Annotated in this window: 11 protein-coding genes; 6 read left to right on the top strand and 5 right to left on the bottom strand. The window is 65.1% G+C overall.

Features of this window, described 5'->3' with window-relative positions; all coding sequences use genetic code 11:
* Window positions 1-23: 23 nt before the first annotated feature.
* A complete protein-coding gene (locus ACUY1T_RS04535; RefSeq protein ID WP_446020528.1) occupies window positions 24-1400 on the top strand; it encodes a DNA recombination protein RmuC in 1377 nt (458 codons plus the stop codon).
* Between the two features lie 24 nt (window positions 1401-1424).
* Here ACUY1T_RS04535 and ACUY1T_RS04530 read toward each other — a convergent pair whose 3' ends face one another.
* From ACUY1T_RS04530 to gatC, 5 genes are all read right to left on the bottom strand, one after another.
* Window positions 1425-3140, bottom strand: a complete 1716-nt coding sequence (locus tag ACUY1T_RS04530) for a methyl-accepting chemotaxis protein (RefSeq protein ID WP_446020527.1) — start codon at window positions 3138-3140, stop codon at window positions 1425-1427.
* 220 nt (window positions 3141-3360) lie between these two features.
* Window positions 3361-3912 carry a cupin domain-containing protein gene (locus ACUY1T_RS04525; protein ID WP_446020526.1) on the bottom strand — a complete coding sequence of 184 codons (552 nt, stop codon included), beginning with the start codon at window positions 3910-3912 and terminating at the stop codon, window positions 3361-3363.
* 58 nt (window positions 3913-3970) lie between these two features.
* Window positions 3971-5425 carry an Asp-tRNA(Asn)/Glu-tRNA(Gln) amidotransferase subunit GatB gene (gatB, locus tag ACUY1T_RS04520; protein WP_446020525.1) on the bottom strand — a complete coding sequence of 485 codons (1455 nt, stop codon included), beginning with the start codon at window positions 5423-5425 and terminating at the stop codon, window positions 3971-3973.
* The gene (gatA, locus tag ACUY1T_RS04515; protein ID WP_446020524.1) at window positions 5425-6885 is read right to left on the bottom strand and encodes an Asp-tRNA(Asn)/Glu-tRNA(Gln) amidotransferase subunit GatA; all 1461 of its coding nucleotides are present in this window, start codon (window positions 6883-6885) and stop codon (window positions 5425-5427) included. The genes gatB and gatA overlap by 1 nt, the downstream gene beginning before the upstream one ends.
* An 82-nt stretch (window positions 6886-6967) precedes the next feature.
* Entirely contained in the window at window positions 6968-7255 is a 288-nt protein-coding gene (gene gatC / locus ACUY1T_RS04510) for an Asp-tRNA(Asn)/Glu-tRNA(Gln) amidotransferase subunit GatC (RefSeq protein WP_446020523.1), read from the bottom strand.
* 179 nt (window positions 7256-7434) lie between these two features.
* Between gatC and ACUY1T_RS04505 the strand changes: the two genes are divergently transcribed.
* From ACUY1T_RS04505 to rng, 5 genes are all read left to right on the top strand, one after another.
* The gene (locus ACUY1T_RS04505; RefSeq protein ID WP_104201758.1) at window positions 7435-8472 is read left to right on the top strand and encodes a rod shape-determining protein; all 1038 of its coding nucleotides are present in this window, start codon (window positions 7435-7437) and stop codon (window positions 8470-8472) included.
* A gap of 131 nt (window positions 8473-8603) precedes the next feature.
* The gene (gene mreC / locus ACUY1T_RS04500; protein ID WP_446020522.1) at window positions 8604-9479 is read left to right on the top strand and encodes a rod shape-determining protein MreC; all 876 of its coding nucleotides are present in this window, start codon (window positions 8604-8606) and stop codon (window positions 9477-9479) included.
* Complete coding sequence (gene mreD / locus ACUY1T_RS04495; RefSeq protein WP_446020521.1) at window positions 9479-9970, top strand: rod shape-determining protein MreD; 492 nt, start codon at window positions 9479-9481, stop codon at window positions 9968-9970. The genes mreC and mreD overlap by 1 nt, the downstream gene beginning before the upstream one ends.
* Before the next feature lie 14 nt (window positions 9971-9984).
* Window positions 9985-10581 carry a Maf family protein gene (locus ACUY1T_RS04490; RefSeq protein WP_446020520.1) on the top strand — a complete coding sequence of 199 codons (597 nt, stop codon included), beginning with the start codon at window positions 9985-9987 and terminating at the stop codon, window positions 10579-10581.
* 53 nt (window positions 10582-10634) lie between these two features.
* Window positions 10635-12098, top strand: coding sequence for a ribonuclease G (gene rng, locus ACUY1T_RS04485; RefSeq protein ID WP_446020519.1), 1464 nt, complete (start codon window positions 10635-10637; stop codon window positions 12096-12098).
* Window positions 12099-12104: the final 6 nt, after the last annotated feature.

Genomic DNA, 12104 nt, shown 5'->3' with positions numbered 1-12104 from the left:
TTTGCTGCAGCAGGAGAATGCCCTTGACCGATCTCACCACGCTGCTGGCCTCCCTGCCCCAGGGTATTGTCCTGATGGCTGCTGCACTGGTGGCGTTCCTGCTTGCCTTCGGCCTGGCCGGCCTGCTCGCTGCCCGGCGTCAGCGTGCCGATTCGGCGCGGCACGAGGCGGCCCTGGCTGAGCTGCGCGAGCGTCTCGCCGAGCGTGAGCGACGCCTCGATGAATTGCAGCGCACGCTTGGCGAGGTGCGGGTGAGCGAAGCCCGCCTGGCCACCACTCTCGAACAGAAGCAGCAGCACTTCGAGGCGCAGCTGGCCCTGCTGCGCGACAGCCGCGACCAGTTGCGCCAGGAATTCGAGAACCTGGCCAACGAAATTCTCGAGCGCAAGGGGCGCGCCTTCTCCGAACTCTCCCAGCAGCGCATCAGCGGCCTGCTGCAGCCGATTCAGGCGGAGATGAAGGGCTTTCGCGAGAAGGTCGAGACGATCCACCGCCACGATACCGAGCAGCGCGCCGGTCTGCGCGCCGAACTACGCCACCTGCAGGCACTCAATCGCGAGATCACCGACCAGGCCGAGCGCCTGACTCAGGCGCTGCAGGGGCAGAAGAAGGTGCAGGGCAACTGGGGCGAGCTGATGCTGGAGAACGTGCTGGAGGGCTCCGGCCTGCGCCCCGGCAAGGACTACCAGCGCGAGGTGAGCTTTACCACAGCCGAGGGACGTCGACGCCCCGATGCGCTGGTCTACCTGCCCCAGGGGCGGCACCTGGTGATCGATGCCAAGACCTCGCTCGCCGCCTACGTGCGCTACGTCAACGCCGAGGACGAACGTGAGCGCGAGCTGGCCCTGGCCGCCCACGCCACGGCGGTGGGTGAACGCATCGCGGAACTGGCCGACAAGCACTACTACGACCTGCCGGGGCTCAACTCACCGGATGTGGTGATCATGTTCATCCCGGTGGAGTCGGCCTATGTCGAGGCGCTCAAGCACGACGAGACGCTCTACCAGCGCGCCATCGAGCACAACGTGCTGGTCGCCACGCCCACCACGCTGCTGACCAGTCTCAATGTAGTGCGCCAGCTATGGCGCTTCGAGGACCAGAGCCGCCACAGCGCCGAGCTGGCCAACCGCGCCGAGAAGTTCTACAACAAGCTGCGCCTGTTCCTCGAAAGCATGCAGGAAGTGCAGACCCGGATCGATGGCGCCCGTGACAGCTACGATCGCGCCATGGGCCAACTGGTCAACGGTCGCGGCAACCTGATCAAGCAGGCCGCCGAGTTCCAGGAGCTGGGCGTGGCGGTGAAGAAAGAACTGCCCGCCGAGCTGGTAGAGCGGGCGGGGCTGGAGCTGGATGCAGGGCGCCCCCGTACGGCGTTGCCGACCGGGGACGCTGCGGACTGAGTGATTGCAAGCTGAATGTGCGGCTCAGAAGTTGGCCCACTCCGGCTGGCGTTCCCTGGCTGTCAGCTGCAGCTGGCGCATGGTGGGCTGCGTGGCGGGCTGCGTGGCGGGCCGGGGCGCTGCCTCCATCCAGCCCACTGCCTGTTCTGTGGCATGGCCGTTCGCTGGCAGTTGGAAGGCCGCCATGGCGCTCATCAGTTGACGGGCATGCTGGCGCAGGTTGTCGGCGGCCGTGGCACTTTCCCCTACTAGCGTAGCGTTCTGCTGGGTCACCCGATCCATCTCGGCCACGGCCGTACCGGCTTCCTGCACTCCGGCACTCTGTTCGACGCTGGCCTGGCTGATCTCATGCATCAGCTGACTGACCCGTGCGATGGCCTCGACGATTTCCTCGGTGGCCTGGCGAGCCTCGGCGGCCCGTGCGTTACCGCTCTTTACGCGTTCCACGTTGCTGGTGATCAGCTCATTGATCTCTCTGGCGGCATCGGCGCTATTCTGGGCCAGCTTGCGCACCTCGGCGGCGACCACGGCGAAGCCGCGGCCGTGCTCGCCTGCCCGTGCCGCTTCCACCGAGGCGTTGAGCGCCAGGATATTGGTCTGGAAGGCGATGTCATCGATGGTCGAGATGATGCTGGCGATTTCGCCGGCACTCTTGTCGAGCTCATTCATGGTGGCCGCCATCTGCTCTACCGCCATGCCGCCCTGACGTGCCGTGTGCGAGGCGCTCTCCGCCTCGCGGCTGGCCTGCCCGGCGTTCTCGGTGTTCTGTACCACTGTGCCGTTGAGTTCCTCCATGGCCGAGGCGGTCTGGGTCAGGGCGCTGGCCTGCTGCTGGGTACGTGAAGCGAGGTCGGTATTGCCCTCGGCAATTTGCTCACTGTTGCTGGCCACCGCTTCGGCGGCGGCGCGTACCTGGGACACGATGTCTTGCAGCTGGTGCGCCATCCCTATCTGAGCGGCCATGATGCTGCGCTCGTCGTTCTTGCGCAGGCGCCCGGCCGTGGCCAGTTCGCCGCGACCGATCGCTTCGGCGAAGGCGCGCACCTCATGCGGCTCGGCACCCAGCTCTCGCAGCAGCTGGCGCGCGAGCAGGTAGGCGATGCTCCCACCTACGATCAGGGCCGCTAGGCACAAGGCCAGCATCAGCATCTGGAAGCCGGCGGCAGTATCGCGTGCCAGGGCGCTGTCGGCGGCACTTTCGGCCTCCTGGTGGTCGATGAAGGAATTGATGCTGTCGAGCCAGGCGAAGAAGGCCGGGCCGGCAGCATTCAACAGGTGTTCGCGGGCGCCGATGAGATCGCCCTGTTCACGGTATTCCATTACCTCGCCGGCCAGGCGTCGAGTGGTTTCGGCCTGGCGCTCCACGGCAGTCAGCAGCTCCTGCTCCCGTGGCGTGACGCTTTCGCGCGTCATTTCGCTCATGCCGCTGGCAGCGAGTCGATAGTCGTCGGCCAAGGCCCGGTAGTCGCTCTGCAGCGCCACCAATTCCGGTTGTGTCACCACCAGGGTCATGTCGCGCAGCAGGATAGCGCGGTCATGCACGCTGCCGCGCCAGTCGATGGCGTGACGCAGCTTGACGCCATTGATGTCGTTGATGGTGGTGAGGCTGCGGTCGATACGGTTGACCTGCACGATGCCGATGGCAGTGAGCAGCACGATCAGGGCGAGTACGGCGGAGAAGCCGAGAAGCAAACGGGTGCGGATGCCGAGGCGAGCAAGGCTGGCCGAGAGTGCCTTCATGGTTGTCGTTCCTTGTGCGTAGAGGGGCGTGACCGCATGAGATTCATTGTTGTACAGAGATACTCTAAAATTTATACAAATAATGTACAAATGGTTTGAGCCTATCCAGCCGATAGGCTCGGTAGAGGCGCCTTCAATACGCTATATGTCGAGCACGCAGAGAAGCCTGCCGCGTGGGCGGGTGATGAAAAACTTGTACAAAAGGACAAGAAAGAGGGGGCTAGAACGCCCGTGCCGGTGTGCAGCAGCTAACAAGGCGGCAGGGCTCGCTGCCGGGGTTGCGGAAACGGTGGGGCACGTTGGTATCGAAGTAGTAGGCCTCGCCGGGGCCGAGCAGGCGGGATTCGGCGCCAATGGTGATCTCGATCTCACCTTCGAGTACCACGCCGGCCTCTTCGCCCTGGTGGGCGATCATCTCGCGACCGGTATCGGCGCCGGGAGGGTAGGTCTCGATCATGAAGGCCAGCGCACGGCTGGCCCGGTTGGCACCTACCAGCTTGTAGACGACTTCGCCGCTGCCCATGTCGACCAGCTCCTCGGCCGTGTAGAAGACCTGGTCGCGGCTCTCCATGTCCATGGTGAAGAAGTCGCCGACACTGATGGGGATGGCGTCGAGAATCTTCTTCAGCGAGCTGACCGAAGGACTGACCTTGCCCTGCTCGATCAGTGACAGGCTGGAGTGGGTGACACCGCAGCGCTTGGCCAGCTCGCGCTGGGAGATGCCACGCAGGGTGCGCAGGGCGCGCAGGCGTGTGCCTACATCGTCCGACATGCCAGTTTCCTCGTCATGGGAAGCGGCGCTGTTCGCGGAAGCGACAGCGCCTTGTGGTCTAACAGAGCGCGTCCAGCTTCTCCTTCAATAGCTGATTGACCTGCTGGGGGTTGGCGGTACCCCGTGAGGCCTTCATCACCTGTCCGACGAAGTAGCCGATCATCTTGCCGCGCTTGTCCGGCTCGGCGTCGCGGTACTGCGCCACCTGGGCCGGGCTTTCGCTGATCACTTGATCGATCATTGCCTCGATGGCGCCGGTATCGGTGACCTGCTTGAGCCCCTGAGCCTCGATGATGGCGTCGGCGCTCGCCCCCTGGCCGTTCCACAACGCCTGGAATACCTGCTTGGCGGCCTTGCCGTTGATGGTGTCGTCGATCACCCGGGCCACCAGCTCGCCGAGTTGGCGTGCCGAGACGGGGCTGTTGCCGATCGACAGGTTCTCACGGTTCAGGGCGCCGGAAAGTTCGCCCTGCACCCAGTTGGCGGCCTGCTTGGCATCGCCGCAGACATCCTTCACTTCCTCGAAGTAGTCGGCCATCTCGCGGGTGGCGGAGAGCACGCTGGCATCATAGGCGGAAAGCCCCAGCTCGTTCTCGAAACGGGTGCGCTTGTCGGCGGGTAGCTCCGGCAGATTGTCACGCAGGTGATCGATATAGGCCTTGTCGAGCACCACCGGCAGCAGGTCGGGGCAGGGGAAGTAACGGTAGTCGTTGGCCTCTTCCTTGGTGCGCATGCTGCGTGTCTCGTCGCGCTCGGGGTCGAACAGCCGGGTCTCCTGCACGACCTTGCCGCCATCCTCCAGCAGCTCGATCTGGCGCTCCACCTCGTAGGCGATGGCGCGCTCGACGAAGCGGAATGAGTTGACGTTCTTGATCTCGGCGCGGGTCCCGAGGGCTTCCTGCCCCTTGGGTCGCACCGAGACGTTGACGTCGCAGCGCATCGAACCCTCGGCCATGTTGCCGTCGGAAATGCCGAGATAGGTGACGATCGAATGGATTGCCTTGAGGTAGGCGGCGGCTTCTTTCGCCGAGCGCATGTCGGGCTCGGAGACGATCTCCAGCAGCGGCGTGCCGGCGCGGTTGAGGTCGACCCCGGTCATGCCGTGGAAGTCCTCATGCAATGACTTGCCGGCATCCTCTTCCAGGTGCGCATGGTGCACCCGGATCTGCTTGGTGGTGCCATCCTCGAGGGTGATCTCGACCTCGCCGGCACCGACGATGGGCTGGTACATCTGGCTGGTCTGATAGCCCTTGGGCAGGTCGGGGTAGAAGTAGTTCTTGCGATCGAACACCGAGACCTCGGGAATCTCGGCATGAATTGCCAGGCCGAACTTCACCGCCATGGCCACGGCGGCCTCGTTGAGTACCGGCAGCACGCCGGGCAGGCCCAGGTCGACGGCGCAGGCCTGGGTATTGGGCTCGGCACCGAAGGCGGTGGAGGCGCCGGAGAAGATCTTCGAGCGAGTGGCAAGCTGGACGTGCACCTCCAGCCCGATCACGGTTTCCCATTGCATCACGCGTTCTCCTCGGCGAAGGCGGGGCGTTGACGGTGCCAGTCGGTGGCCTGCTGGAACTGATGGGCGACGTTGAGCAGGCGCGCTTCGGTGAAGTGGCTTCCCAGAATCTGCAGGCCTACGGGACGGTTGCCCGCAAAGCCGGCCGGCACGCTCATGCCGGGAATGCCAGCCAGGTTGACGGCAATGGTGTAGATGTCCTGCAGGTACATCGAGACCGGGTCCTTGTTGGCGCCGAGATCGAAGGCCGGGGTGGGCGAAGCAGGGCCCATCAGCACGTCGACCTCCTCGAAGGCGTCGAGGAAGTCCTGGCGGATCAGGCGGCGTACCTGCTGGGCCTTCTTGTAGTAGGCATCGAAGAAGCCTTCGGAGAGGGTGTGGGTGCCGATCAGGATACGGCGCTTGACCTCGTCACCGAAGCCCTCGGCACGGCTGCGCTTGTAGAGGTCGATCAGGTCGGCCGGGTTGTCGCAGCGGTGGCCGAAGCGCACGCCGTCATAGCGCGACAGGTTCGACGAGGCCTCTGCCGGCGCGATGACGTAGTAGGCCGGAATCGCGTAGTGGGTGTGTGGCAGGCTCACCTCGCGCACGCTGGCACCGAGCGATTCGAAGACCTTGATCGCCTCGCGCACGGCGGCTTCCACCTGCGGGTCGAGGCCGTCGCCGAAATACTCTCTGGGCAGCCCGATCTTGAGCCCGCTAAGGGCGGTGCCGAGCTCCTCGGTGTAGTCGGGTACGCCGCGCTGCACGCAGGTGGAGTCGCGCAGGTCGTGGCCGGCCATGGCATTGAGCAGCAGGGCGCAGTCCTCGGCGGAGCGGGCCATGGGGCCCGCCTGGTCGAGACTCGAGGCGTAGGCGATCATGCCATAGCGCGATACGCGGCCGTAGGTGGGCTTGAGTCCGGTAATGCCGCAGAAGGCGGCGGGTTGACGGATCGAGCCGCCGGTGTCGGTGCCGATGGCAGCTGGCACCAGGCCGGCGGCCACCGCCGCGGCGCTGCCGCCCGAGGAGCCGCCGGGCACGGCGGAGAGATCCCAGGGGTTCTTCACCGCGCCGTAGTGGCTGTTCTCATTGGACGAACCCATGGCGAACTCGTCCATGTTGGTCTTGCCCAGGCTCACGGTGCCGGCGGCGGCGAGCTTCTCGACCACGGTGGCGTCGTAGGGCGCGATGAAATTGTCGAGCATCCGCGAGCCGGCGGTGGTCTTTACGTCGCGGGTGCAGAAAATGTCCTTCAGCGCCAGGGGCAGGCCGGTGAGAGCGCCCGCCTTGCCCGCGGCGCGGGCGGCATCGGCGGCATCGGCGGCGGCCAGGGCCTGGTCGTAGGTGACGGTGATGAAGCTGTTCAATCGGCCGTCGAGGCGGTCGATGCGACCCAGCAGGTGCTGAGTCAATTCGCGGCTGGAGAATTCGCCGGCGTCGAGCGAACGGGTCAGTTCGGCAAGGGTCTTGTCATGCATGCGGCATGGCTCCATGAAGGCGTGCCGTTGTAGAGAAAGCGGATCCTGCGGTGGCGGGTGGCCCCAGGGCGCTGGCCAGGACTCATTCGACGACGCGGGGGACCAGGTAGAGTCCGTTTTCCACGGCCGGGGCACAGCGCTGGAAGCGGTTGCGCTGATCGCTCTCGGTGACTTCGTCGGCGCGCAGGCGCTGGGTGACATCGAGCGGATGGGCCAGCGGTGCGACCCCTTCGGTGTCGAGAGCCTGAAGCATGTCGACCATCTCGAGAATACGGCCTAGGTCGTCCACGTAGCGGGCGGCTTCGTCGTCGGTCAGGCCGAGGCGGGCCAAGTGGGCGGCCCGCTGCACGTCTGCGTGTTCAAGCGCCATGAGCTGAGTGTCCTCGCACGGAATGGAGTGTTATGCACAGCAGGAAAAGGTACCATATCCGACGCGTGGCGGGCACTCTTCTCGCACCCATGGCGGCACCATGTCGCTTGCTGCACGGGGGCCACGATGATACCGTTTGCCTCCGCACTGGTCCCGGTCTGCACTAGGTAACGACGTCCATGTTCAAACGTTTGAGGGGGCTGTTCTCCAGCGATCTTTCCATCGATCTGGGTACGGCCAATACACTGATTTATGTTCGCGGTCGCGGTATCGTGCTCGATGAGCCGTCGGTCGTGGCCATTCGCCAGTCCGGCAACATGCGCAGCGTGGCCGCGGTTGGCGCCGATGCCAAGCGCATGCTGGGCCGTACGCCGGGCAACATCACCGCCATCCGCCCGATGAAGGACGGCGTGATTGCCGACTTCACCGTTACCGAGCAGATGCTGCAGCACTTCATTCGCAAGGTTCATCAGAGCACCTTCCTGACGCCGAGCCCGCGAGTGCTGGTCTGTGTGCCCTGCATGTCGACCCAGGTCGAGCGCCGGGCGATCAAGGAATCCGCCGAGGGCGCTGGCGCCCGCGAGGTGTTCCTGATCGAGGAGCCCATGGCCGCCGCGATCGGCGCCGGCTTGCCGGTTGATGACGCCCAGGGCTCGATGGTGGTCGACATCGGTGGCGGTACCACCGAGATTGCCATCATCTCGCTCAACGGCGTGGTCTACTCCGAGTCGATTCGCGTCGGTGGCGACCGCTTCGACGAGGCCATTTCCGCCTACGTGCGCCGCCACTACGGCAGCCTTATCGGCGAAGCCACCGCCGAGCGCATCAAGGAAGAGATCGGCTGCGCCTATCCCGGTGGCGAGCTGCGCGAAATCGACGTGCGCGGCCGCAACCTGGCCGAGGGAATCCCGCGGAGCTTCACCCTGAACTCCCATGAGATTCTCGATGCTCTGCAGGAGACGCTTTCCTCGATCGTAGCCGCGGTCAAGAGCGCACTGGAGCAGTCACCGCCCGAACTCGCTTCCGACATCGCCGAGCGCGGCCTGGTGCTGACTGGCGGTGGCGCCTTGCTGCGCGACCTCGACAAGCTGATTGCCGAGGAAACCGGCCTGCCGGTGATCGTCGCCGAGGATCCGCTGACCTGTGTCGCGCGTGGGGGCGGAAAGGCACTCGAGATGATCGACCGCCATACCTTCGAGCTGCTCTCGAGCGACTGACGTTGCCGCAAGGGCGCTTACCAGTGCGAATCGACGTATGAACAGGCGCGGCCAGCTACCGTGCTGCGCCCGGTGCGGGGGGAACGTCTATTAAACCGCTGTTCTCGCACGGTTCTGTGCCTGGCTACCGCATGTTGATATGTGCGGTGGCCGCGTCTGCTCTGATGTTCGTCGATCACCGCTTTACCCGCATGGAAGAGGTGCGTGCACAGCTCACCACTGTCGTCGCGCCGATCCAGTGGCTGGTCGCCGTGCCTAGTGACGTGCTGGCCTGGGGTTCGTTGGCACTTTCCGATCAGCGTGCCCTGGTGGAGGAGAATCGCCGCCTGCGCGAGCAGATCCTGCACCTGTCGCATCGGGTGCAGCACATGTCGAGCCTGACGGCGGAAAACGTACGGCTGCGTGAGCTGCTCGGTGCCGCTGCGCGTCTCGAGGCCCCGTACATCACTGCCGAGCTGCTCTCCCTGGATGCCGACCCCTTCACCCATCAGATGGTGATCGACCGCGGGCGCCGCAACGGCGTCTTCGTGGGTCAGCCGGTGCTGGATGCTTCGGGCCTGGTGGGACAGGTGACGGCGGTTTCGGCCTACTCCAGCCGGGTGCTGATGGTGGCGGACGCCAGCCATGCACTGCCGGTCCAGATCAATCGCAACGGGCTTCGCTTCGTGCTCCAGGGGAGCGGCCAGTACGACTCCCTGCGCGTCGTGCACGTGCCCGACACGGCCGATATTCGTGAGGGGGACCTGCTGGTGACCTCGGGCCTGGCGGGCCGCTTTCCGGCAGGGTATCCGGTGGCCAGGGTGACCGAGGTGGTCCACGACCCCGGGCAGCCCTTCGCGCGGGTGACGGCCGAGCCAGTGGCGCGCCTGCAGCGCTCGCGCCACTTCCTGCTGCTCTTCCCACCCGAGCCGGCGCCGGTCCCCGACGACGAGATGTGGGATCGCGAGCTCCCCGATGAGTCGGATATCGATGCCGCGCTGGCATCCGCTGCGGAGGAGTCGGGCTGATGCCGAGCGCACCGCAAACGCCGCTGCCCTGGGTGTGGCTTACCTTGCTGCTGGCATTGAGCCTGCAGGTAATGCCACTGGCCGAAGGCTGGCAGATCTGGCGGCCCGACTGGCTGGGGCTGATGCTGATCTACTGGTGCATGGCCGCACCCGAGCGGGTGGGGGTCTTCCATGGTTTCGTGCTCGGCATACTGCTCGATCTCATCGAGGGCGCCCCGCTGGGCCAGAATGCGCTGACGCTATCCCTGCTGGCCTTTCTCGCGGCGCTGGTCTACCCCCGCTTTCGCACCTACTCCCTTGTGCAGCAGGCGCTGCTGATTCTGGTGCTGCTGGGGTTGGTACAACTGGTCGAGCAGTGGCTGCGTACGTTGTTCGGCCCCTTCTCGATGCACCTTGCCTTCCTGCTACCTTCGCTGATCGGGGCGGTGCTATGGCCGTGGCTGGTGACCATGTTCCAGGCCTTCGAGCGCCGCCTGGCGAACCACGACTGAGCGGAGCGGTGGCCATGACCGATACATCTAGCCCTGTCGTGCTTTGTCTGGCGTCGGCCTCGCCGCGGCGGCGCGAGCTGCTGGCCAGTATCGGCGTCGCCGTCGAGGTGCGGCCGGTCGATGTCGACGAGACACCACTCCGCGACGAGAATCCCGCAGCCTATGTCACGCGTCTGGCCCGCGAGAAGGCCGCGGTGGGGGCGTGCCGTTCCCTGCTGCCGACGTTGGGGTCGGACACCGTCGTGGTATGCGAGGGCCGGATCCTCGGCAAGCCCGCGGATCGGACTGAAGCCGCGGCCATGCTGCGCCTGCTGTCGGGTCGCACCCATGAGGTATTGACCGCCGTGGCCGTGGCGGGACCTGCCGGTCTGCTCGATGTGTGTGTGACGACCCGAGTCACCATGCGCGAAATCAACGACGCGGAGATGTCGGCCTACTGGGCCACCGGCGAGCCGGCCGACAAGGCGGGCGGCTATGCCATACAGGGACTCGCGGCGATTTTCGTCGAGCGCATCGAGGGCAGCTACTCCGCGGTGGTCGGACTGCCGCTGTTCGAGACGGCCCGACTGCTGGCGCGACAGGGCGTGCCGATCTGGAATGATGCTGTCTAGCCGCATCACTATGTCATAATGCGGCGAAGACTGAATTGGACAAGGATTTCCGCATGAGCGGCGAAGTACTGATCAACCTGACGCCGATGGAAACCCGCGTGGCGGTGGTGGAAAACGGCGTACTGCAGGAAGCGCTGATCGAGCGCACGCGCCGACGCGGTATCGTCGGCAATATCTACAAGGGCCGCGTGGTGCGGGTACTTCCCGGCATGCAGGCGGCCTTTGTCGATATTGGACTCGACCGCGCGGCCTTCATACATGCCCACGAAGTGATGCCGCCCGGCACCCCGCCGGAGGAGCAGGCTTCCATCGGTCAACTGCTTCACGAGGGCCAGGCCCTGGTCGTCCAGGTCACCAAGGATCCTATCGGTTCCAAGGGTGCGCGTTTGACTACCCACCTATCGGTGCCGTCACGCTACCTGGTCTACATGCCCGACTCCCCCCACCATGGCGTATCCCAGCGCATCGAGGACGAGCGTGAGCGCGAGCGCCTGCGCGAGTTGCTCGAGCTGTGCCAGGGCGAGCAGGAGATCGAGATCACCGGGGGCTTCATCGTGCGCACGGCGGCGGAGAACGTGGGCAAGGATGAACTCTTTGCCGACATGCATTTCCTGTTGCGTCTGTGGCGCAAGGTCAGCGAGCGCAAGGTCACCGCCCCGGCACCCAGTGTGATCTACGACGACCTGCCACTGTTCATCCGTACCCTGCGCGACCTGATGCGCGACGAGATCGAGAAGGTGCGTATCGACTCGCGCGAGAACTACGTCAAGCTGCTGGAGTTTGCCGAGGAGTTCATGCCCGACTCCAGCGCGCGCATCGAGTACTACCCGGGGGAGCGGCCGATCTTCGACCTCTACAGCGTCGAGGACGAGATCCAGAAGGCACTGGGACGCAAGGTGCAGTTGAAGTCAGGCGGCTATCTGGTGATCGACCCCACCGAGGCAATGACCACCATCGACGTCAATACCGGTGGCTACGTGGGCCATCGCAACCTCGAGGAAACCATCTTCAAGACCAACCTCGAGGCGGCCAATGCCATTGCCCGGCAACTGCGTCTGCGCAACCTGGGCGGCATCATCATCATCGATTTCATCGACATGGAGGACCCGGAGCATCAGCGTCAGGTGCTTCGAGTCCTCGAGAAGGCGCTGGAGCGCGACCACGCCAAGACCAAGTGCACTGGTGTCACCGAGCTGGGTCTGGTGCAGTTGACCCGCAAGCGGACCCGCGAAAGCCTGGAGCAGACCCTGTGTGAAGCGTGCCCCACTTGCGGCGGTCGCGGCACCCTGAAGACTGCCGAAACGGTGTGCTACGAGATCTTTCGTGAAATTCTGCGCGAGGAGCGCGCCTACAGCGCTGAGACCTATATGGTGCTGGCCTCTCAGCCAGTGGTGGATCGGTTGCTCGACGAGGAGTCCGCGGCAGTCGCCGACCTGGAGACGTTCATCGGCAAGACCATTCGCTTCCAGGTCGAGGGGCATTACTCCCAGGAGCAGTACGACATCGTGCTGATGTGAGCGGCC

Source organism: Billgrantia sp. Q4P2, from assembly GCF_052806135.1.
The sequence above is the reverse complement of the archived record's forward strand: the minus strand, read 5'-3'. Positions and strand labels throughout refer to the sequence as shown.